Genomic DNA, 19,965 nt, shown 5'->3' with positions numbered 1-19,965 from the left:
CGATATTCCCTGCTCATCCCCTGTTTCCCCTGGTCGCGATCACTCCCTGATCGCCCTGATCACTCCCTGACCACTCCCTGATCGCCCTGATCATTTCCTGCTCATTCCCCGAGGGCTCTTGGCAAGGGAGCCGGGCAGAGTCCGGCCCGGGCCCAGGGCCTCGCCAGAAAGCGCTGTCCGTCGCTCTGCGCGGTGGTCGGTGCGGACGTATCGTGGCCGGAAGAGTGCCGCAGAGCGCCGGAAGAGCGCTGCAGGACGCCGCCCGATCGGCGTACGGCCCGTCGTACACCCGGTGCCCGCGCGGCACCCCGTACGCGAGGAACACGATCATGGCCGATCCCAAGGGGTTCATGACCACGCCGCGCCAGGAGTGGCCGCGGCGGCCTGTCGAGGAGCGGGTGCGGGACTGGGACGAGGTCTACGTCCCGGGAGCACTGCTGCCCATCATCAGCAAGCAGGCCGACCGGTGCATGGACTGCGGGATCCCCTTCTGCCACGACGCCTGCCCGCTGGGCAATCTGATCCCGGAGTGGAACGACCTGGTCTCGCGGGAGGACTGGCGCGCGGCGAGCGACCGGCTGCACGCGACGAACAACTTCCCCGAGTTCACCGGCCGGCTGTGTCCGGCACCCTGTGAGGCGGGATGCGTGCTGGCGATCAACCAGCCGGCCGTCACGATCAAGAACGTCGAGTGCGCGATCGCCGACCGGGCCTGGGCGGAGGGGTTCGTCCCGGCACGGCCTCCCGACCGGCTGTCCGGTAGGACGGTCGCCGTCATCGGCTCCGGGCCCACCGGGCTCGCCGCGGCACAGCAGCTGACCCGCGCCGGGCACACGGTCGCCGTGTACGAGAAGGACGACCGGATCGGCGGCTTGATGCGGTACGGGATCCCCGAGTTCAAGATGGAGAAGCGGCATCTGGAGCGGCGGGTCGAGCAGATGCGGGCCGAGGGGACCAAGTTCCGTACGTCGACGGTGGTCGGGCGCGATGTCGGGGCGGTGGAGCTGTGCGGACGGTACGACGCCGTGGTGATCGCCACGGGGGCGACCGCGTGGCGGGAACTTTCCGTGCCGGGCCGGGAGTTGAACGGGATACACCAGGCGATGGAGTATCTGCCGCTGGCGAACCGAGTGTGTGAGGGGGACCTGGAGGTTTCACCGCTGTCCGCGGCCGGCAAGCACGTGGTGATCGTCGGCGGCGGGGACACCGGGGCGGACTGTCTGGGGACCGCGGTGCGCGAGGGGGCCGCGTCCGTGACCCAGCTGGACATCTACGCGCAGCCGGGCGCCGAGCGCGACGAGGACGTCGAGCCGTGGCCGACGTACCCGAAGATCTACCGGCTGTCGGCCGCGCACGAGGAGGCGCGGGACCTGCGGACGGCACCGGCGGCGGACGCGGACGCGCGGCTGTTCGCGGCGTCCACGCTCCGCTTCACCGGGGACGGCAGCGGGCGGGTGCGGTCGCTGCACCTGGTGGAGGTCGACGAGTTGCGGCGCCCGATGCCCGGCACCGGTCAGACGCTCCCCGCCGATCTCGTACTGCTCGCCCTCGGGTTCTCCGGGCCGGACCAGGGGGACGGGCTGATCGGGCAGTTGGGGCTGGAGCTCGCTCCGCGCGGCACGATCGCGCGGGACGACGGTTTCGCAACCAACGTTCCCGGGGTGTTCGCCGCCGGGGACGCGGCGCGCGGGCAGTCACTCATCGTGTGGGCGATCGCGGAGGGGCGGGCGGTGGCGGCGGCCGTCGACCGCTATCTGATGGGGAGTTCGCAGTTGCCCGCGCCGGTCTCTCCGAGGGATCGGCCGATGAGGGTGTAGGTGTGGCCGACGGTTTCCTGTGACCGTTCGCCGTCCTGGCCGGCGGATCGCAGGCGGTCGGGTCGTCGGCCGCGGCCGGCTCGGGTCAGCCCTTGCGCTCGTCCGTCCCCGCCACCTTGCCCGTCGACAGGGCCACCCGGTTCCATGTGTTGATCGTGCAGATCAGGGCCAGGACGTGGGCCAGTTCCTCCTCCTCGAAGAGGGCGGCGGCCTCGGCGTAGACCGTGTCGGGGACGCCCGCGTCGGCGACGAGGGTCAGGGCCTCGGTGAGCGCGAGGGCGGCCTGTTCCTTGGGGGTGAAGAAGTGCCGGGCCTCGCGCCAGACGGCGACCATGTGCAGCCGGTCCTCGCTCTCGCCGGCCTTGCGGGCGTCGTTGGTGTGCATGTGCAGGCAGTAGGCGCAGTGGTTGAGGTGCGAGGCGCGGATCTGGATCAGCTCGACCAGCGCCGGGTCCAGGCCCGCGCGGGCGGCGGCGTCGAAGCCGATGAGGGCGCGGAAGACCTTCGGGGCGGACTTCGCGAAGTCCAGTCGGGAGCGGCCGGCGTCGGCCTCGCTGATCGCGGCGGTGAAGTCGGCTGCGGTGGCGGTCGTGTTCGTCGTCATGGCTTCAACCTATGAGCCCGAAAGACCAGCTGTAGGGTGCATTTCCATGACGGAATCATGGGTCAATTCCGCGGAGCGGATCGGTGTCGATCTGCACCTGGAGCTGTCGGGTCCGGGCGGGCGGCGGGCGGCGCTGACCCGGGCGCTGCGGGAGGCCGTGCGCAGCGGGCGGCTGGCGCCCGGCACCCGCCTGCCGCCGTACCGGTCACTCGCGGCCGATCTGGGCGTGGCCCGCAACACGGTGGCGGACGCGTACGCGGAACTGGTCGCGGAGGGCTGGCTGACCGCCCGCCAGGGGTCGGGCACCCGGGTGGCCGACCGTGCGGAGCCGTTGCGACACGCCGCGCGGACGCCCGTGAAGGCACCTCCACGCCCGCGTGGCCCTCGGCACGATCTGCGGCAGGGCACGCCGGACGCCTCGGCGTTTCCGCGGGCCGCCTGGTCGGCCTGCTACCGGCGGGCGCTGCGGGCGGCGCCGAGCGAGGCGTTCGGGCCGGGCGACCCGGCCGGGCGCCGGGAGCTGCGGGAGGCGCTGACCGCATATCTGGCACGCGCGCGTGGGGTGCGGACCGAGCCGGACCGGATCGTCATCTGCTCGGGCTTCGCGCACGCGCTGCGGCTGCTGTTCGGCCAGGGGGCGGGCGCGGTGCTGCACGGCCCGCTCGGCGTGGAGGCGTACGGACTGGAGTTCCACCGGGGGCTGCTCGCCACGGCCGGGGTGCGCACGGTGCCGCTCCCGCTGGACGAGCACGGCGCACGCGTGGACGTACTGGAGCGGGAGCGGGCCGTGCTGCTCACTCCGGCGCACCAGTTCCCGACCGGCGGGCCGCTGCACCCCGGGCGCCGGGCGGCCGTGATCGACTGGGCACGCGCGCGTGGGGCGGTTGTACTGGAGGACGACTACGACGGCGAGTTCCGGTACGACCGCAGGCCCGTCGGCGCGCTCCAGGGGCTCGATCCGGAACGAGTGATCCACTTGGGGTCGGTCAGCAAGAGCCTGTCACCGGCGCTGCGGCTGGGCTGGATGGTCCTGCCGGAGCGGTATGTGGAGCCCGTGCTCGCGGCCAAGGGTGAGCGGGAGGCCTGGGCGAGCGTCCTGGAACAGCTGGCGCTGACGGAGTTCATCGTCTCCGGGGCGTACGACCGCCATGTGCGGCGGATGCGGCAGTGCTACCGGCGCCGGCGTGACCGGCTCGTCGCCACGCTCGCCGTGCACGCGCCGCATGTCGAGGTGACGGGCAGCGCGGCCGGGCTGCACGCGGTGCTGCGGCTGCCGCCGGGCACCGAGCGGTCCACGGTGAAGGCCGCCGCGTGGCAGGGTGTCGCCCTGGACGGACTGGCCGCGTTCCGGCATCCGGCGACGCGGATGCCGACGTCCGACGGGCTGGTGGTCGGCTACGCCTCACCACCGGAACATGCGTACGGCGCGGCGCTGGAAGCGCTGTGCGGGGTGCTGCCGCCGGAGTGAGGGGGCGTACACGGCGGCTTTCGTTCGCGTGGCCCGTGACGGCCGGCCGGCGGGGCGGTGTCGTCGGAGATGAAGTGCAGCAGGGCGACGAGGGAGAGGGCGACCGGTCGACCGAGGTCCAGGACCGCCGGGCTCCAGCGATATCGCGTCGGGGTCGCGCACGCCGGCATGCAGGTACTCGGTGGTGCCCTGCGGTGTGCTGCGCAACAGGGCCGCCGTGTGGGCCGGCACGATCGGGTCGTTGTCGCAGGAGACGACCCGGCCTCGGGCGCGGCCTGCTGGGCGATCTGGTGCAGGTTCGGCTCGGTGGGGATGCCGGTGTTCCGCTGGTGTCGATCACGACGACCGTGGGGTCCTGCCCTGTCATGCGGCACTCCATGGGCGTCGGGACGAGCGTCCGGCACAGCGGATGATCAAGTCGGTAGCAGGATAAGGAAGTTGAGCAAGAAGCAACACATGAACCGGATCAGGACAGCAGGAAGTCGGCCTCCCCCGCCTTGGCCCCCTCTATGAAGGCGGTCATCTCGTCCGCGGTGTAGATCAGCGCCGGGCCGTCCGGGTCGGTGGACTGGCGTACGGCGATCCGGCCGTCGGCCAGCTTCATCGCCTCCAGGCAGTTCCCGCCGTTGCCGCCGCTCCAGGGCTTGTGCCAGCCCTCGCTGCCCAGCTCCCGAGCGGGCATGCCGTTGTAGACGTGTCCGCGCGGCTCGATGCGATCCATTCACAGCTCCTTGCGGAGATCCCGGAGGATCTCCTTCGTGCGTTGTGCCGTAGCGGCCTGCGCCGCCATGCGGTCCATGACCTCGAGGTGGGTCGCCACCTCGGCGCGCGCGTCCAGGTAGACGGCGCCGGTCAGGTACTCGCTGTAGACCATGTCCGGAAGCTCCGGCACGGCGAATCGGAACAGCACGAAGGGCCCGTACGTCCCCGGGTGCGGTCCGCTCGCGAACGGGGCGACCTGGAGCGTTACATGAGGCAGCTTCGTGGCCTCGAGCAACTTGTCGATCTGCGTGCGCATCACCTCCGGAGAGCCGACCGGGCGGCGCAGGGCGGTCTCGTCCATCACCGCCCAGAAGCGGGGGGCGTCGGTACGGGTGAGCAGTTGCTGGCGTTGCATGCGCAGGGCGACATGCTGCTCGATGTCGTCCGGGCTGGTCTGGCCGATGGCTCCGGACCTGAGCACGGCGCGCGCATAGTCCTCGGTCTGCAGCAGACCGGGGACGAAGTGCGGCTCGTAGGAGCGGATGAGGCTCGCCGCGCCCTCCAGGCTGACGTGCATCGAGAACCAGCCGGGCAGGATGTCGTGGAAGCGCTGCCACCAGCCGGGCCTGTTGGCCTCCTCGGCCACCTGCACGAAGAGTTCGGCCTCGTCGTCGGCCACGCCGTAGGCCTTGAGCAGCAGTTGCACGTACGGGATCTTGAGGGCGACCTCGGCCATCTCCATGCGGCGGACGGTGGCGGGCGCGACGCGCAGGACGCGGGCGGCGTCCTCGCGTTTCAGTCCGGCGCGTTCCCGCAGCTCCAGCAGGCGCCGGCCGAGGACCACCTGACCCACCGTCGGCGCGGACCGCGGTTCGCTCACGCTCCCACCTCCATCGAAAGCTCCACCGAGAGCTCCGTCGACAGTTCCACCGACAGCTCCACCGAAATGTTTCCCGACAGCCCTGCGGCGCCATTCGAAGGTGCATTCGAAGACCGGTCGGATCTCCGATGACCCCAATTGGCGCCGCTCGACGTGCTGTTGCGAGCAGTGTGCCACGGCCTCTCGCCGCGCCACACAGCACTCTGCAATTTTCAGAGTGACACTTGCCAAGTGTTCACGGCGGGGAGATAGTGGCAAGCGTGATTCCGTCCGCGCCCTTAGGAACAGACACCGCAGACCGACCCGGTCTCGGTGCCGTCACGGCAGTCCCCCAACGGGGCACGGCCGAGCGCCGGTTCCGCTTCGAGCTGGCTGCACATCCGGGTTCCGTCGCCCAGGCGAGGCGTCTGGCGCATGCCCGGCTGACCGGCTGGTCGGTGTGCGCGGACACCTGCGACAGCGCGGCCCTGGTCATATCGGAGCTGGTCACGAACGCGATCGTGCACACCGCGAGCAGTCGCGTCGTGTGCGAGCTGCACGACCGCGACGACACGGTGCGCATAGCCGTACGCGACGAGGGCTGTGCCCCCGGCGAACCCCACCCGTCCCCGCAGCGGCCCGACGAGGAGCACGGGAGGGGGTTGCTTCTCGTCGACGCGCTGTGCCGGGCCTGGGGCGCCCATGAATGCGGACCCGGACTGCTGGTATGGGCCGAACTGGCCCGCCGGACCGACACGGCGCACGACACCTCCGAGCCGCGCAACGACCTCGGCTGGGGCGCCCGCCCCAAGCCCGGCCGCCCGGACGACCCCGACGAGGACGAGCCCCCAGAGGGCCGGCGCCGCTCTTCCGGGCAGCCCCCGCAACGGGAACCGGAGCAGCAGCCCCGGCACGGGGCACCCGATCAGCAGCCCGGGCACGGGGTACCGGAACAGCAGCCCCGGCACGAGATCCCGGAGCAACACCAAGGCCACGAGGTCCCGGAGCCCCACCGGCACCGACCCCTGGACCGGCCCCCGCACCAGCCTCTGCACCGGGCCCCTGAGCAGCGCCGCGCCGGGGAGCGCCCGTGACCGGCGGCTACGACGCCGACCGCGGGGACGGTGTCGGTCCGGCCCGCAACGGCCCGGCCGACAGCACCCGGCACACCACCACGAACCTCGGTCTCGACACCCTGGTGCGGTTGCAGCGCCGCCGGTCCGCCCCGGACGCGCCGCATCGGCTCATGGTGCCGGATGACATGAGCGCACCGCTCGGCTGTGACGCCGTTGCCGTGCCCGACCGTCTCGGCCCGCTGGTCGTACCCCGGCTGCCACGGCTGGGCTGTGTGTACGCCGACGGCGCCCGCTGGTGGTGGATCGTACCGTCGGGCTCCGACTACGCCCTGCCCTGGCCGTCCCCGGCCCACTACGTCCCAGGTGCCCTGGTCACCGGCGCTGCCCGGCTCATCCACCGGCCGGAGGGCACGGTCCCGTACACCCCGCCGATCCCGCTGTATCTGAACCTGTGCCGGGTGACGGGGACGGCCCCGGACTGGTCTCGGGCCGTCCCGGCGTAGCGCTGGGCCGGCCTCGGCCGAGGCGCCCACGGAGGTGCCGGATGCCGTTTCCTGGGCGGCTGCCGGATGTCCGTGGCACGTCGCGCAGTTCCCCGCGCCCTCTGGTTGGCTGCACCTCTGTCAGCTGATTGACCGACCTCCGTCCAGCGGCCCTGTCCCCCACCGGGGCCCTCCTCCCCGCCGGACCTCCCACACCCTGCCTTCCGCCCAGCCTTCCGCCCAGCCTCTGCCCCAGAGGAAGGCGCCGCCCTCGCCCTGGGGCCGGCTTCGCTTGCCCGCGTCGGTGGGGTGCCTCCTTCAGAGAAGGTCCCGCAGCACCCGCCCGCCCGTGCCGCCTGGGCCCCATCGCCCCAGGGCACCGGCGGAGGCATGACTGCCCGCAGGCCGCGGCGCCAACAGGCACCGCCCCGCCCGAGGCCCCCACCCCCGCCGCCCCCCGCCAAGGTCCCCACCCCGCCCCACCTCCGCGTAGAGCCCCCCGCACGCCCCCACCGCTCCCCCCGCACTTCCGCACGCGCTCTCCCCCGCCGCCGGTTCGGACAGGGATAGTGGCCCTCCGTCACGGTCCGGGAGGTCACGGTGAGGAAGCGGCGGGGGGCGCCCGAGCCCGCGGTGTCGGGGTCGGAGCGGCTGTTGTTCGGTGGGCCGCTGCGGTACGACGTGGGCTGGAGCGAGCATGAGAACGCCATCCTGAAGCTGAGCTTCCGCGCGATGGTGGTCCGGCTGCCCGGCATGCTGGCGTCCAGTCTCCGGCTGGCCCGGCAGGCCGACGCGCGGGCCGCGTGGATCGTCCTGTCCGCCGAGGTGGCCCAGGGTGCCGCCCAGGCGGTGAGCCTGCTGGCCGTGAACAGCGCGCTCGGCAGGCTGCTGACCGGCCCGGGCATCGAGCAGCGGCTGCGCTCGGCCGCCCCCGCCCTGGCCGCCATGACCGCCGTGGCTCTCGTGACCGTGCTGCTGCGGGCGGCCTCCACCCATGCCACCGGGCGGCTGGAGCCCAAGGTGGAGCGGGTCGCGACCGAGCTGTATCTGGAGCGGGCGGCGAACGTGGAGCTGGCCGCGATCGAGGACCACGCCTTTCACAAGCTGCTCGACACCGCCCAGTACGGCGCCGAATCCGCGCGCCGCATGATCTCCTACGGAACCCGGGTGATCGGTGCGCTGATCTCGCTGGCAGCCGCCGCGGGCGTGCTGGCGGTGCTGCACCCGGTCCTGCTGCCGCTGCTGGTCACCATGACCCTGCCCAGCGCCTGGAGCGCGCTGACCAACGCGCGGCGCCGCTACGAGTCCTTCCACGTCTGGGTGCAGCACGCCCGCGCCGGCCGGCTGATCAGCCATCTGCTCACCGAGCCCGCCGCGGCGCCCGAGATCCGGGTGCACGGGGTCGGCCCGTTCCTGCTGCGCCATTTCCGGTCCATGTCCCAGACGGCGGAGGCGGAACAGGCCCGGCTGTCCCGGCTCGCCGCCCGGACCGGCCTGATCGCAGCGGCCTGGACGGGCCTCGCCACACTCGCCACCTACGCCACGCTGGGCGCGCTGCTGCTGGCCGGCGCGATGGCCCTGTCCGTGGCCGGTACGGCGGTGATCGCGATCCGCACCGGTGCGGCGAGCCTGGACACGCTGGTGCTGGAGATCAACCAGTTGCACGAGGAGGCCCTGTTCGTGGGGGATCTGCAGCGGCTGTACGTGGAGGCGGCCGAGCGGGCCGTCCCGGCGGGCGGCGAGGCGCTGCCGGAGGACCCGAAGGAGATCCGGTTCGAGCACGTCACCTTCGGCTACCCGGGTGACTCGGCCCGCCCCGCCCTGGACGACGTCACCCTCACGCTGCCGCTCGGCCGGATCATCGCGCTCGTCGGTGAGAACGGCTCGGGGAAGACCACCCTGGTCAAGCTGCTCGCGGGGCTGTACACGCCGGACCGGGGCCGCATTCTGTGGGACGGTGTCGACGCGGCGCGGGCCGACCGGCGGCTGCTCGCCGAGCGCATCGCGATGGTGGCGCAGGACTTCAAGCGCTGGCCGTTCACCGCCCGGGTGAACGTGGCCGTCGGCCGTTCCTCGGCGCCCATGACCGAGGAACGCCTGGCCGCGGCGGTCGCCGAGGCAGGGGCCCAGGAGGTGGTCGCGGATCTGCCGCGCGGCCTGGACACCCTGCTGGCCCGCGACTTCAGCGGCGGGCACGAGCTGTCCGGGGGCCAGTGGCAGCGGCTCGGCATCGCCCGTGCGGCGTACCGGCGCGGGCAGGTCCTGATCGTGGACGAGCCGACCGCCGCGCTGGACGCGCGGGCCGAGCTGGAGGTGTTCGAGAAGATCCGAGCGCTGGCCGGCAGTGGGCAGACGGTCGTGCTGATCACCCACCGGCTGGCCTCGGTCCGGCACGCCGACCTGGTGCATGTGCTGGAGCACGGGCGGCTGGTGGAGTCCGGGACCCCGGAGGAGCTGCTGGCCGGGGGCGGTGTCTACGCCGAGCTGTATGCGCTGCAGGCGGAGCAGTTCACGGCGAGGGTACCGGCACCGAAGCCGGCCTGAGCGAGCTCACTCGGTGTGGTCCCCGCCCCGTACGATCACCAGGAACGTGTCCGTCGCGAGGTCCATGACGACTTCCGCCGGCAGGCCTTCATGACGCCGCGCGTGCGCGAACTCCTCCGCGGGCCAGGATCCCCGCGGACCTCCGGCGGGAAAGCGTTCGAGCACGGTTCGCCCGTTCACCATCTCGCACCTCCAGAAAGCGTCGTGCTTATGGAAGTTAACGCCCTGGAGACGGCAAACGCCTCGCTCAGTGACGGGACTGAGACATTACCGACATCCGTTCGGCGCGGACCGTGAGGATCCGTTCACTTCGTGACAGGAACCGCACCTTTCAGTACGTCACGGGAAGGGCCCGCAGCCCCCGGGCGCGCAGCGACCGCCGCCACGTCGCCTGTCCCTCGGCAAGGGCGAGTTCGGGCAGGCGTTCCAGCAGGGCCGCCAGGGCGATCTCCGTCTCCGCACGGGCCAGCGGCGCACCGAGGCAGTAGTGAATGCCGTGGCCGAGGGCGAGATGCCCGGCGGCGTCGCGTGAGAGGTCGAGGCGGTCGGGGTCGGGGAAGCGGGCGGGGTCGCGGTCGGCGGCGGACAGGGACACCCAGACCGTCTCGCCCGCCGGGATGGTCACCCCGGCGATCGTCACGTCCTCGGTGGGGAACCGGCGCATGGCGAGCAGCATCGGCCCCTCGTAGCGGGCGAACTCCTCGACGGCGGCGGGGAGTCGCTCCGGTTCCTTGCGCAGGACGGCGAGCTGGTCCGGGTGCTCCAGCAGGGCGAGCACCGCGTTGCCGATGAGCTGGACCGTGTTCTCGTACCCGGCGAAGAGGATGAGGAAGGCCAGGGACATCAGCTCGTCCTCGCCGAGCCGGTCGCCCTCGTCGCGTACGGCGATCAGGTCGGAGAGCAGATCGTCGACGGGCGCCCGGCGTTTGGCCGCGAGGAGCCGGGCGAGGAAGTCGAGCATGGCCGCCATCGCCTCCTTGGTGGCGTGCGGGCGGGCCGGGTCGGGGGCCATGAGGCTGTCGGTCCACTGCCGGAAGTCCAGCCGGTCCCCCTCCGGGATGCCGAGCAGGTCGCAGATGACGGTGATGGGCAGCGGGGCGGCGTAGGAGGCGACCAGGTCGGTACGGCCGTGCGGGCCGAGCGCGTCGAGAAGCCGGTCGGCGGTACGGCGGATCGGCTCGCGGAGTTGCTGGACTCGGCGCGGGGTGAAGGCGCGGCCGACCAGGCGCCGGATGCGGGTGTGGTCGGGCGGGTCCATGTTGAGGAGGTTGGCGTCGAGGGCGGGCGGCAGCGAGAGTCCCTTGTACGCGCCGGCCCCCTGCCGCTTGTCCAGCGAGAGCCGGGGGTCGGCGAGCGCGGCCCGGACGTCCTCGTACCGGGTGACGAGCCAGGCGGCGGTGCCGTCCGGTCCGGTGATGCGGTGCACGGGCGCGGTGTCGCGCAGGCGTCGGTAGACGTCGTAGGGATGGTCGAGGAGGCCGTCGGCGGGATCCATGGGCTTCAGCCTAGGGCGCCGGGGCGGATCGGTGGATCACCTACCCGACTGCGTTGCGTCGTCGGTGAGTTGACCGACGGCAGGGAAGGTTCTCCGGGTGCGAGGGGTGGCGGGGCGGGGTCCGTCCAGGGCGCCGGCCCGCCCCGCCGCCCGGTCCGTCAGTGGCCGGGCCCCCGGTTCAGGCGGGCCAGCAGCAGATTCGGGGCCTGCTGGCTGAAGTACGCGGCGCTGTCGACGTAGAGCGTCCCGTCGTGTACGGCGACGGAGGTCGGGTTGGCCAGCCCGTCCGCCTGTGTGAGGGCGGCGGTGCGGGTGCCGTCGGGGTGCACCTCGACGACCTCGTCGTCACCGATCAGGGCGGCGAGGACGGTGTCGCCGTACGGTGTGGTGAAGGTGAAGTCGTCGATGTGGTCGAGCCCGGTGGCCCGGGTCTCCACCGTCCCCGCGCAGCCGTTCGGCCGTACGGGAATGCGCAGCAGCGTTCCCCGGTCGCTGTTGGACACCCACACGGCACCGCCGTGGATCTTGACGCCGTTGGCGCCGAAGCCGGCGCCGGTGACGGGGACCGGGGTGAGCGCGGTGTCCTGGGCCCACACGGTCGGTGTGCCCCCCGCCTGCGGTACCCGCCACACGATGCCCTGCGCCGAGTCGGCGGCGTAGAGCACTCCGTGCCGCTCGTCGAGCGCGAGGCCGTTGGGCAGTGCGGTCGCCGGGAGCTGTGCGATCTGCCGGGGCGCGCCGCCGTCGGGGCCGATGCGCCAGATGCCGGTCTTTGCTGTGCCGGTGCCGTAGTTGACGTAGAGCGTGCCGTCGTGGGCGCGGACGATTCCGAAGACGGTCGCGGCCTTGAGGACGGGGGTGTTCGGGTTCGCCTCGGCGGGCAGGGTGGCGAGGATCGTCGTGTGCCCGTCCGGGGTGACATGGGCGATCTGCCGCGCGGAGGCGAAGGTCAGGTCGGCCGAGCCGTCGGGCTCGACCGTGATGTTCTCCGGCGTCTGCCCTGTCGCCTTGTCGAAGCGGGCGACGATGTGCGGCTGGGACACGGTCGGCTCGCCGGCGGCCGCGGGTGACGCCGCGAGCACGACGGCGGCGACGACGGCCGTGGCGGCGCCGGTCGCGAGTCTGAGGCGGGTGAGTCGGGGCATGAACCTCTCCTTGGGTGGGGAACATGGACCTTTCTCTTTGACGCGGACACGCCGCCGGGGGTTGACCCGATCCGCGTCGGCGCGCGCCTCATCCGGCGAGCGGCAGCCGGGACAGCCGTAGCCCCGTCCGTTCCCGGCGTCCCTTTTCGAACTCGGCCAGCAGTTCGGCGAGTTGCTCCAGGTGCCGGGGTGCCGGGCGGCCGGAGTCGTCGAGGTGGACGGCGCAGGCGGTGGTCGCGTCGACGAGCCGTTCGAGGGTGGCGACCATCTCGTCCGCGCCCTCGGAGTGCCGGGCGAGCGAGGGCAGTTCGGCGGCGGCGAGGGCGATGGCCGAACGGGCCTCGGCGAGGGTGCGGTAGGCCTCGCGGCGCAGGATCCAGCGGGTGGCACGGTCGGGGGACCGGCTCAGCACATGCGCGAGGTAGGCGTGCGCGGCGTTCCCCGCGGCGGCCAGCCGGGCCCGCACTCCCCCGCCCCGCTGCCCCGGCATCGGCAGATGCCCGACGACGAGCACGATCACGCAGGCCAGCAGCGTCTCCCCGATCCGGCTGACGGAGGCCTGCGGCTCACCGCCGACCATCACCAGACTGAGAACGAGTACGGTCACGACCGCGGTCTGGGCGGCGAAGTGCCGTGTGGCGACCGGGATCAGGGCCCCGCTGACGGCCACGAGCACGATGAGCCCGCCGGGCCGCGGCAGCACCGCGGCGAAGGCGGCGAACAGCACAGCGCCGAGCACGGTTCCCGCCGCCCGGCACAGCACCCGGGAGGCGAGCGGCCCGAGGTCGGGCTTGACGAGGAAGACGACGGTGGCGGGCAGCCAGTACCAGTGCTGGTGGTGGCCGTACCAGCGGGTGTGGTGCAGCGCCTGGGCGAGGGCGGCGCCGGCCCCGAAGCAGAGGGCGACCCGCAGCCCGTACTCGCGTCCGCCCGCCCCCGACGCGGCGCCGACGGCGGCACGGACGGCGTCCTTTGCACCCCGGCGCCGGGCGAGCGACCGCTGTTGTGCGCCCTCCGCCCGGTCGAAGACCTCGGCGGCGCGCAGCAGGGCGTCGTCGAGTGCGCGCAGGGCGGGGGCGGACCGGCGGGGGGCAGGCAGCGGACCGGTGGCGGTGTTGCCGCGGACTGCGGCGGCGAGCCGCCGGGGCCCTTGCGCGGCCCGCGCCGAGACCGGCTCCCCCGCCCAGAACAGCGCGGTGGCGGCCTCGGCGAGCGGAAGGGCGGCCCTGTACTGCGCATGCAGCCGGCGCTCGGCGGCGGAACTGGCGTACCGGCGCAGCCGGGGCCCGGCGAGGGCGTCCTGGGCATGGTCGAGCGCGGCGGTGAGCGCGGCCCGCCGGGCGGTGGCCTGCTCACCGCCCACGGCGTCCAGGAGTTCGGCGACGGCGTCGTACACCGCGGCGACCGCCGCCCGCTCCCCGTCGAACCTGAAGTCACCGGCGGTGGCACCGGGCGCGGGCAGGGCCAGCCGCAGGGCGAGCAGCCATCCGGCACCGGCGAGGAAGACGAGGGCGCGCAGGGGGCCGCTCTCGGCCGCCGGCATCCCTGCGCCGAGGGCGGCACCGACGAGCAGCTGCGTTCCCACGGCGGACGCGACGGGCCCGACCGCGCTGACACCGCCGGCGACCAGCCCGAGCCCGGTGAGCGCCAGGGCGAGCGGTACGGCCGCCAGCCCCTGCCCGGCATACGTGCCCACGAGCAGCCCGAGGGCACCGGCCAGCGCGGGCGCCCCGAGCCGCTTGACGGAGGCGCGCCGGCTGCCCGGCCGGTCGTTGATGCCGGCGAGCATCGCGCCGATGGCGGCCAGCACACCGTCGGGCGTCCGGCCGGCGACCACCCCGGCGAGCAACAGCGGCCCGGCGGCGAACGCGCCCCTGGTCACCGCGCTCCAGGGGACGGGACCGCGCTGTGCGCGCAGGGCATGGGCGAGCCAGGGAGGTGCGGCGAGCCGGGACACGGGACTCCTGTTCGTGCGAGGGCGGGGTGGGGGTGCCTTCGGACGACGGTGGCCGGGTGGGCTGGGCTTCCACGGTAGGGGGCGTTCGCCCGGCGAACCGGACGATCATGTTTCGGGCAGGTGAAAGGTGCCGGGACGGCCGGTTTCTTTATGAACGCAATTCCCGCGTTCCTTGCGGACGCGATTGCCCGGCGACGATCTCCTCGACCTCGGTCACGGCGCGGACCAGGACATCGGGTTCGGCCCGCAGCGCGCCCACCACCGCGTCGATCCCTCGCAGCCCGGCCCGCTCCAGCAGCCGCTTCTCGTTCGTCACCCACTCCCCGCGTGCCGCGAGGACCCCGTGGGCGGCCTGGGTGGCGGCCGTGGCGAGGGAGCCGGCGGTCTCCGTGAGGCGGCCGTGGGCGGCGTGGTGGGCCTTCGCGTAGGCGAGCGTCGCGCGGGCGGTGCCGTACCAGCGCTCGGCGGCGGTGACGCGCAGCCTGGCAGGGTAGCCGGCCGGGCGGGGCAGGGTGCCGCTGAGCACCTGGTTGACGGCCAGTTCGGCCACGATCAGGTAGGTGGGGATGCCGGCGAGGTGGAAGAGCAGCGGCTCCACCCGGAACCGTCCCGCCTCCGTCTCCGCGAGCTCGTGCTCGACCACGTCCAGATCCCGGTAGTGCACATCGACCCTGCGTCCGTCGATGTGCAGCCAGGCTCCGCCGTTGAAGACCCCGCCGCCCCATCCGCCGATGTCCGAGACCTCTCCGGGCCAGCCGACGGCTCGCAGGTCGTCCGGGTCGAACGGGCCGCGGTAGTAGATCGCCAGGTCCCAGTCACTGTCGGGCCGGTGGGTGCCCTGGGCCCGGGAACCGCCGAGGGCCACCGCTCGGACAGTGGGAAGGGAGGCGAGGCGCTCGGCGGTGCGGGCGAGGAAGTCGGAATCGGAGGGCTCGGGCACGGCACCGGAAGACTCGGGCATGCCCTCAGCCTGCCGCAGCCGTCCCGGAGTCCGCTCCCTAAATGAGATGCGGGCAGGGCCGAGAGAAAGGATTATCGGGGCGTCGTCCACCGCCCCCCAGGAGCAGCCCTCGTGATCCAGCGCGTGACCGCCCCGGCCCTCTTCCCGCCGCCCACCTACTCCCACGCCTCCGTCGTCGAGGCCGGGACGAGGCTGGCCTTTCTGGCCGGGGCCGTACCGCTCGACGAGAAGGGGGAGATCGTCGGCCCGGGTGATCCGGTGCGACAGGCCGAGCAGGTGATCGCCAATCTTCGGGATCAACTGGACGCCGTGGGCAGTGACTTGGCGCACGTGGTCACCACGGATGTGTATGTGGTGAGCAGCGAGCCCTCGGTGTTGTCCGCGGTGTGGGACGTCGTCGAGGCCTCCGGGCTGAGCGCGGGCCCCCATTCGTCGACCCTGCTCGGTGTCGCCTGTCTCGGTTACACCGGGCAGCTGGTGGAGATCACGGCCACGGCCGTGGTGCCGGAACACGGAGGAGAGCCGGTGACGGGCGAGGTCGTGTTGCGCCGGGCCGTGGCGGAGGACGGCCGGGCCGCCGCCGAGGTGTATCTGCGGTCCTTCGACGCCGCCCTGCCCACGGTCGTCCGGGCGCGCACCGACGACGAGGTGCGGGAGTACATCCGGGATGTCGTCGTCCCGTTGCGGGAGACCTGGGTGGCGGAGGCCGACGGGGCCGGGATCGTCGGGCTGATGGTGCTGGAGCAGGAGGTGCTGTCCCAGTTGTATCTGGACCCGGGGTGGCGGGGGCGCGGCATCGGTGACCGGTTCGTGGCGCTGGCCAAGGAGCGCAATCCGGGCGGGCTGTCCCTGTGGACCTTCCAGGTCAACAAGCCCGCCCACCGCTTCTACGAGCGGCACGGTTTCACCGCCGTCGAGTTCACCGACGGCAGCGGGAACGAGGAGCGGGAGCCGGACGTGCGGTACGTCTGGCGGCCCTGACCCCTGCGCGTTCCGGCTCGCCGCCACGCTGCCGCCACGCCGTCGACGTGCGCGTCGGCTACGGCAACCCTGCCGTCGTCGCCGCCGCGCACAGCACCTCGCGGAGCATCTCCGGGGTGAGCCGGCCGGTGAAGGTGTTGCGCTGGCTGACGTGGAAGCAGCCGAAGAGGGCCAGGCCGTCGAGGGGGACCCTGATGCCGTGGGCGAAGGCCGGACGGGGCCGGGGCACGGTCCAGCCCGCCTCGGTGAACGCGGGCAGCGCGGCCTGCCAGCCGAAGGCACCGAGGACGACCGCTGCCCTCAGCGTCGGGCGCAGCAGCTTCAGCTCCTGCACCAGCCAGGGGCGGCAGGTGTCACGCTCGCCGGGGGTCGGCTTGTTGGCCGGCGGGGCGCAGTGCACAGGCGCGGTGACGCGGACGCCGTACAGTTCCAGTCCGTCGTCGGCGCTGACAGAGGTGGGCTGCGAGGCGAGCCCCACCTCATACAGCGCCTGGTAGAGCACGTCTCCGGAGCGGTCGCCGGTGAACATCCGGCCGGTGCGGTTGCCGCCGTGCGCGGCGGGAGCCAGCCCGATGATCGCCAGCCGCGCGTCGGCCGGACCGAAGCCGGGCACCGGCCGCCCCCAGTACGTCCAGTCGGCGAACGCGGCCCGTTTGGTACGGGCCACCTCCTCCCGCCACTCGACGAGCCGAGGGCAGGCCCGGCAGTCCGCGACACGCCGGTCGAGCCGGGCGAGAGCGCTGCTGTCGTCCATACGGCCACCGTATGCCGGGCAGGTCGATCCGCTCGATGTGTCCCGCACCGGCACCGGTCTCTCCGCCACCCGGCCACCCCGCGCCCCGGGAAAATCGCCTCCGGCTCAGCCCGACCGGGAGTTAAGGTCGGGGACATGGCTTCCGAGGTTGCGGACGAGAACGTGAACGGTGGGACCGGCGAACCGGACGGGACCGGCTCCGCTCAGGCTGCCCAGGATGCCCCCGGGACCGGTGCCTCCGCTGATCGTCCCGCCAGGGCTGACCGGAACGTCGATCCGAAGATCACCGCCGCGGTGGCCGCCGCCGAGGCCGCGGGGCCGGGGCCGGGCGAGACGGTCCGGATCGACAGCTGGATCTGGGCCGTGCGTCTCATCAAGACGCGTTCCCTGGGCGCCACCGCCTGTCGGGGCGGCCACGTCCATGTGAACGGCGAGCGGGTGAAGCCTGCCTACTCCGTGCGCGTCGGCGACGAGGTGCGCCTGCGGCACGAGGGCCGGGAACGGATCGTGATCGTCAAGCGCCTGATCCGCAAGCGGGTCGGCGCCCCGGTGGCCGCCCAGTGCTACATCGACAACTCCCCTCCGCCCCCGCCCCGCGAGGCCGTCGCGCCCGTCGGCCTCCGCGACCGGGGCACCGGACGCCCCACCAAACGCGATCGCCGCGAACTGGAGCGCCTGCGCGGCCTCCCGGGCCCGGGCGCCTTCGGCACCTCCGGCGGCCCCGCAGGCCCCACCGGCTTCGCCGCGCTCGGCGGGCCCGGCGGATCGGGCGGGCGGGGCGGATCCGCGTCCGGCGGCCGCAGCGGATCCGGCGGAGCCGGCGGACGCGGCGGCTCCCGGTCCGGCGAGACCGGTGGATCCCGATCCGGCGGCAGCGGCAGGCGCGGCGGAGTCTGATCCGACGGGCACGACGGGTCCGGGTCCGGGTGGGACCGGCTGGGCAGCCTCGGAGGCGGTGATCCGAGGGGGAGACCCCCCAGGCAGCCACCCTGCCCGCAGGCATCCTCGTGGTCGCCACCGGCGTCATGGCCCAGCGGTGTCACCCTCGCCGCACCAGCCGCACCAGCTCCCCGTTGTGCCCGCGTCGCACCCAGGCGATCAGGGCGAGCGGCACCATGAGGATCAGCGGGGTCGCCGCGTTCTGGCCGTCGAAGACCGTGAGCTGGACGATGAACGCGCCCACCATGAGCGCGCTGAGCGCGATCGCCGCCAAGGACTGCAGTACGGGGATCAACAGCGCTGTGGCCCCGGCGAGTTCGAGCGCGCCGATGGTGTACATGGCCCCGCTGCCCCAGCCGATCTTGTCGAAGGACTCGACGGCCGAGGGATGCGCGATGAGCTTGGGCAGCGCGCTCGCGATGCCGTAGAACAGCGCGAGCAGGACCTGCACGGACCGCAGCGCGACCTGGGCCGAGCGCCTGCGGACACCGAGGGAGCCGGTGGAGGCGGCGGAAGTGGTGGTCTCGGACATGAGGGTCTCCTGGGGAAGCGGTGCCGGTTGCTTGCACCGAGGTAGACCCGGCAGGGTCCGGAAACTCATCGCGCCTTGCGCATCCCTCCCGAACGAAGCGGACGATGTTGGAGTCGGCCGGCAGGTACCGCGCGCCGCTGATGCACGCCGTGGATGCGCGTCGTTGATGAACCTCGTCACCGAAGAGTACGTTGCAAGGAGGAATGGTGATTCCGATGCGTACGGGCAGTGAACCGGTGACCGCGCGCAGTGCTCTGCGGGCGCGGTTCTGGCTGTGCATGTGGGGGCTGGCCTGGGCGGTCTTCGGTACGGCGGCGTTCGCGGTCGCCGGGCGCCCGGGCTGGGCGGCGGCCTGTGGGGTGCTGTGGCTGGTGGTCACCGCGGACATGACCATGGTCCTCAGACACATCCGGCAGGGTCCGCACTACCAGCCGGGCCGCGACGTGCCGCCGTACCAGCCGCCGGATGGCGGACCACCGTACCCGGGACCGAGGTCGAGACGGCCGTATCCGGGACCTCCGAGGCACCGGCATCCATGAGCGGCCGAGGCGCGCCGCTCAGCCGTCGAAGCGCGCCGCCTTCAGGTACTGCGGGTTCGGGTCCAGCGCGGCCGCGAGGCGGAAATGGCGTTTGGCCTGGTCGGGACGGCCCTGGCGTTCATAGGTGCGGGCCAGTGCGAAGTGCGCGAACGCGTTGTCCGGCTCCCGCTCCAGCACGATGGTGAACTCAAGCTCGGCGGGCCGCAGTTGGGCCGCGGCGAAGAACGCACGCGCACGGAGCAGGCGGGCCGCCGTGTTCTCCGGGTGCGCGGCGATGACGCCGTCGAGCAGCTTCACCGCGCCCCGCGGATCCCGCGAGTTGAGCAGTTGCTCGGCTGCACGGAAGTCGATGACATGCGTCTCCGGGGTACGTCCGGTGGAACCGCTGGTCTCGGGCACGGCAGAGTCCTTCCCTCACTGCCGCACTTCAACGCCCGCGGAGGGAGCCGCTATTCCGACCCCTGTTCCGCGGAACGCGTGCGCGCCCGCCGTACGAGGTCCTCCCACACCTCTGCAACGCGCTTGTGCAGGGCGTCCAGGGGTACGTCGTTGTCGATCAGGATGTCCGCGATCTCCCGGCGCTGCTCGCGGGTCGCCTGCGCGGCCATACGCGCGCGTGCGTCCTCCTCGGTCATCCCGCGCAGCCGGACCAGCCGGTCGAGCTGGGTCTCGGTGCTCGCGTCCACGACGATCACGAGGTCGTAGAGCGGCGCCAGTGCGTTCTCGGTGAGGAGGGGCACGTCGTGGATCACCACGGCGTCATCGGCCGCGGCGTCCTCCAGCTCGCTGGAGCGGGCGCCCACCAGGGGGTGCACGATCGCGTTGAGGACGGCGAGCTTCTCGGGGTCGGCGAAGACGATCGAGCCGAGCTTGGGCCGGTCCAGGCTGCCGTCCGCGGTGAGGACGGCCTCGCCGAAGGCCTCGACCACGGCGGCGAGGCCGGGGGTGCCCGGCGCCACGACCTCACGCGCGATGCGGTCCGCGTCGATCAGTACGGCCCCGTGCTCCACGAGCAGCCGTGACACCTCGCTCTTGCCGGCGCCGATCCCACCGGTCAGGCCCACTCTCAGCATGTCCGGAAGCTTAGGCCCTGCCACTGACAGCGGGCCC

19 protein-coding genes and 3 pseudogenes are annotated in these 19,965 nt (G+C 73.0%); 9 read left to right on the top strand and 13 right to left on the bottom strand.

Going from position 1 to position 19,965, the window contains the following annotated elements; translation table 11 throughout:
• Positions 1 to 329: 329 nt before the first annotated feature.
• Positions 330 to 1,817: a glutamate synthase subunit beta gene (locus ACIGXP_RS20560; RefSeq protein WP_363213691.1), complete on the top strand. Its 1,488-nt coding sequence runs from the start codon at positions 330 to 332 to the stop codon at positions 1,815 to 1,817.
• Between the two features lie 85 nt (positions 1,818 to 1,902).
• On the opposite strand, the gene ACIGXP_RS20555 is transcribed toward ACIGXP_RS20560, so the two are convergent.
• Positions 1,903 to 2,421, bottom strand: a complete 519-nt coding sequence (locus ACIGXP_RS20555; RefSeq protein ID WP_363213649.1) for a carboxymuconolactone decarboxylase family protein — start codon at positions 2,419 to 2,421, stop codon at positions 1,903 to 1,905.
• Between the two features lie 46 nt (positions 2,422 to 2,467).
• Here ACIGXP_RS20555 and ACIGXP_RS20550 point away from each other — a divergent pair, with 46 nt between their 5' ends.
• Complete coding sequence (locus ACIGXP_RS20550; RefSeq protein ID WP_399770156.1) at positions 2,468 to 3,889, top strand: PLP-dependent aminotransferase family protein; 1,422 nt, start codon at positions 2,468 to 2,470, stop codon at positions 3,887 to 3,889.
• Between the two features lie 59 nt (positions 3,890 to 3,948).
• Here the strand turns inward: ACIGXP_RS20550 and ACIGXP_RS20545 are convergent.
• The 3 genes and pseudogenes from ACIGXP_RS20545 to ACIGXP_RS20535 all read right to left on the bottom strand — a co-directional run.
• Positions 3,949 to 4,263, bottom strand: a pseudogene (locus ACIGXP_RS20545) (SAM-dependent methyltransferase); the annotation flags it as partial.
• A gap of 92 nt (positions 4,264 to 4,355) precedes the next feature.
• Entirely contained in the window at positions 4,356 to 4,610 is a 255-nt protein-coding gene (locus tag ACIGXP_RS20540; RefSeq protein ID WP_023551555.1) for a DUF397 domain-containing protein, read from the bottom strand.
• Positions 4,611 to 5,471, bottom strand: a complete 861-nt coding sequence (locus ACIGXP_RS20535) for a helix-turn-helix domain-containing protein (RefSeq protein WP_399770153.1) — start codon at positions 5,469 to 5,471, stop codon at positions 4,611 to 4,613.
• A gap of 224 nt (positions 5,472 to 5,695) precedes the next feature.
• Between ACIGXP_RS20535 and ACIGXP_RS20530 the strand changes: the two are divergent.
• The 3 genes and pseudogenes from ACIGXP_RS20530 to ACIGXP_RS20520 form a co-directional block, all read left to right on the top strand.
• Positions 5,696 to 6,322: pseudogene (locus ACIGXP_RS20530) on the top strand (ATP-binding protein); the annotation flags it as partial.
• 323 nt (positions 6,323 to 6,645) lie between these two features.
• Positions 6,646 to 7,029: a hypothetical protein gene (locus tag ACIGXP_RS20525; RefSeq protein ID WP_399770516.1), complete on the top strand. Its 384-nt coding sequence runs from the start codon at positions 6,646 to 6,648 to the stop codon at positions 7,027 to 7,029.
• A 579-nt stretch (positions 7,030 to 7,608) separates the two neighbouring features.
• Positions 7,609 to 9,552: an ABC transporter ATP-binding protein gene (locus tag ACIGXP_RS20520; RefSeq protein WP_363213646.1), complete on the top strand. Its 1,944-nt coding sequence runs from the start codon at positions 7,609 to 7,611 to the stop codon at positions 9,550 to 9,552.
• A 6-nt stretch (positions 9,553 to 9,558) separates the two neighbouring features.
• Here ACIGXP_RS20520 and ACIGXP_RS20515 read toward each other — a convergent pair whose 3' ends face one another.
• The 5 genes from ACIGXP_RS20515 to ACIGXP_RS20495 form a co-directional block, all read right to left on the bottom strand.
• Positions 9,559 to 9,735, bottom strand: coding sequence for a hypothetical protein (locus tag ACIGXP_RS20515; protein ID WP_399770151.1), 177 nt, complete (start codon positions 9,733 to 9,735; stop codon positions 9,559 to 9,561).
• Between the two features lie 148 nt (positions 9,736 to 9,883).
• Entirely contained in the window at positions 9,884 to 11,047 is a 1,164-nt protein-coding gene (locus ACIGXP_RS20510) for a cytochrome P450 (RefSeq protein WP_399770149.1), read from the bottom strand.
• A gap of 158 nt (positions 11,048 to 11,205) precedes the next feature.
• Positions 11,206 to 12,192, bottom strand: a complete 987-nt coding sequence (locus ACIGXP_RS20505) for a hypothetical protein (RefSeq protein ID WP_399770147.1) — start codon at positions 12,190 to 12,192, stop codon at positions 11,206 to 11,208.
• Between the two features lie 88 nt (positions 12,193 to 12,280).
• Positions 12,281 to 14,149 carry an FUSC family protein gene (locus ACIGXP_RS20500; protein WP_399770145.1) on the bottom strand — a complete coding sequence of 623 codons (1,869 nt, stop codon included), beginning with the start codon at positions 14,147 to 14,149 and terminating at the stop codon, positions 12,281 to 12,283.
• A gap of 148 nt (positions 14,150 to 14,297) precedes the next feature.
• A complete protein-coding gene (locus ACIGXP_RS20495; protein ID WP_399770143.1) occupies positions 14,298 to 15,110 on the bottom strand; it encodes a nucleotidyltransferase domain-containing protein in 813 nt (270 codons plus the stop codon).
• A 111-nt stretch (positions 15,111 to 15,221) separates the two neighbouring features.
• Here ACIGXP_RS20495 and ACIGXP_RS20490 point away from each other — a divergent pair.
• A pseudogene (locus ACIGXP_RS20490) lies at positions 15,222 to 15,602 on the top strand (RidA family protein); the annotation flags it as partial.
• A 33-nt stretch (positions 15,603 to 15,635) separates the two neighbouring features.
• Positions 15,636 to 16,091, top strand: a complete 456-nt coding sequence (locus tag ACIGXP_RS20485) for a GNAT family N-acetyltransferase (RefSeq protein ID WP_399770513.1) — start codon at positions 15,636 to 15,638, stop codon at positions 16,089 to 16,091.
• 58 nt (positions 16,092 to 16,149) lie between these two features.
• Here the strand turns inward: ACIGXP_RS20485 and ACIGXP_RS20480 are convergent, their stop codons facing one another.
• Positions 16,150 to 16,845 carry a uracil-DNA glycosylase gene (locus ACIGXP_RS20480; protein WP_399770141.1) on the bottom strand — a complete coding sequence of 232 codons (696 nt, stop codon included), beginning with the start codon at positions 16,843 to 16,845 and terminating at the stop codon, positions 16,150 to 16,152.
• Between the two features lie 135 nt (positions 16,846 to 16,980).
• On the opposite strand from ACIGXP_RS20480, the gene ACIGXP_RS20475 reads away from it, so the two are divergent.
• Positions 16,981 to 17,742 carry an RNA-binding S4 domain-containing protein gene (locus ACIGXP_RS20475; protein ID WP_399770139.1) on the top strand — a complete coding sequence of 254 codons (762 nt, stop codon included), beginning with the start codon at positions 16,981 to 16,983 and terminating at the stop codon, positions 17,740 to 17,742.
• A 142-nt stretch (positions 17,743 to 17,884) separates the two neighbouring features.
• Here ACIGXP_RS20475 and ACIGXP_RS20470 read toward each other — a convergent pair whose 3' ends face one another.
• Positions 17,885 to 18,316: a DoxX family protein gene (locus tag ACIGXP_RS20470; protein WP_399770137.1), complete on the bottom strand. Its 432-nt coding sequence runs from the start codon at positions 18,314 to 18,316 to the stop codon at positions 17,885 to 17,887.
• Positions 18,317 to 18,519: 203 nt separating this feature from the next.
• On the opposite strand from ACIGXP_RS20470, the gene ACIGXP_RS20465 reads away from it, so the two are divergent.
• A complete protein-coding gene (locus ACIGXP_RS20465) occupies positions 18,520 to 18,855 on the top strand; it encodes a DUF6343 family protein (RefSeq protein ID WP_399770135.1) in 336 nt (111 codons plus the stop codon).
• An 18-nt stretch (positions 18,856 to 18,873) separates the two neighbouring features.
• Here the strand turns inward: ACIGXP_RS20465 and ACIGXP_RS20460 are convergent, their stop codons facing one another.
• Complete coding sequence (locus ACIGXP_RS20460; RefSeq protein WP_363213638.1) at positions 18,874 to 19,254, bottom strand: tetratricopeptide repeat protein; 381 nt, start codon at positions 19,252 to 19,254, stop codon at positions 18,874 to 18,876.
• 50 nt (positions 19,255 to 19,304) lie between these two features.
• Positions 19,305 to 19,928, bottom strand: a complete 624-nt coding sequence (coaE, locus tag ACIGXP_RS20455; protein WP_399770133.1) for a dephospho-CoA kinase — start codon at positions 19,926 to 19,928, stop codon at positions 19,305 to 19,307.
• Positions 19,929 to 19,965: the final 37 nt, after the last annotated feature.

This window comes from Streptomyces sp. NPDC053069, assembly GCF_044546895.1.
GTDB lineage: Bacteria > Actinomycetota > Actinomycetes > Streptomycetales > Streptomycetaceae > Streptomyces.
The sequence above is the reverse complement of the archived record's forward strand: the minus strand, read 5'-3'. Positions and strand labels throughout refer to the sequence as shown.

Excerpts from the sequence above, each read along its gene's own strand:
- ACIGXP_RS20560 (WP_363213691.1), top strand. The coding sequence starts at position 330 with ATGGCCGATCCCAAGGGGTTCATGACCACGCCGCGCCAGGAGTGGCCG.
- ACIGXP_RS20555 (WP_363213649.1), bottom strand. The coding sequence starts at position 2,421 with ATGACGACGAACACGACCGCCACCGCAGCCGACTTCACCGCCGCGATC.
- ACIGXP_RS20550 (WP_399770156.1), top strand. The coding sequence starts at position 2,468 with ATGACGGAATCATGGGTCAATTCCGCGGAGCGGATCGGTGTCGATCTG.
- ACIGXP_RS20540 (WP_023551555.1), bottom strand. The coding sequence starts at position 4,610 with ATGGATCGCATCGAGCCGCGCGGACACGTCTACAACGGCATGCCCGCT.
- ACIGXP_RS20515 (WP_399770151.1), bottom strand. The coding sequence starts at position 9,735 with ATGGTGAACGGGCGAACCGTGCTCGAACGCTTTCCCGCCGGAGGTCCG.
- ACIGXP_RS20510 (WP_399770149.1), bottom strand. The coding sequence starts at position 11,047 with ATGGATCCCGCCGACGGCCTCCTCGACCATCCCTACGACGTCTACCGA.
- ACIGXP_RS20505 (WP_399770147.1), bottom strand. The coding sequence starts at position 12,192 with ATGCCCCGACTCACCCGCCTCAGACTCGCGACCGGCGCCGCCACGGCC.
- ACIGXP_RS20495 (WP_399770143.1), bottom strand. The coding sequence starts at position 15,110 with ATGCCCGAGTCTTCCGGTGCCGTGCCCGAGCCCTCCGATTCCGACTTC.
- ACIGXP_RS20480 (WP_399770141.1), bottom strand. The coding sequence starts at position 16,845 with ATGGACGACAGCAGCGCTCTCGCCCGGCTCGACCGGCGTGTCGCGGAC.
- ACIGXP_RS20475 (WP_399770139.1), top strand. The coding sequence starts at position 16,981 with ATGGCTTCCGAGGTTGCGGACGAGAACGTGAACGGTGGGACCGGCGAA.
- ACIGXP_RS20470 (WP_399770137.1), bottom strand. The coding sequence starts at position 18,316 with ATGTCCGAGACCACCACTTCCGCCGCCTCCACCGGCTCCCTCGGTGTC.
- ACIGXP_RS20465 (WP_399770135.1), top strand. The coding sequence starts at position 18,520 with ATGGTGATTCCGATGCGTACGGGCAGTGAACCGGTGACCGCGCGCAGT.
- coaE (WP_399770133.1), bottom strand. The coding sequence starts at position 19,928 with ATGCTGAGAGTGGGCCTGACCGGTGGGATCGGCGCCGGCAAGAGCGAG.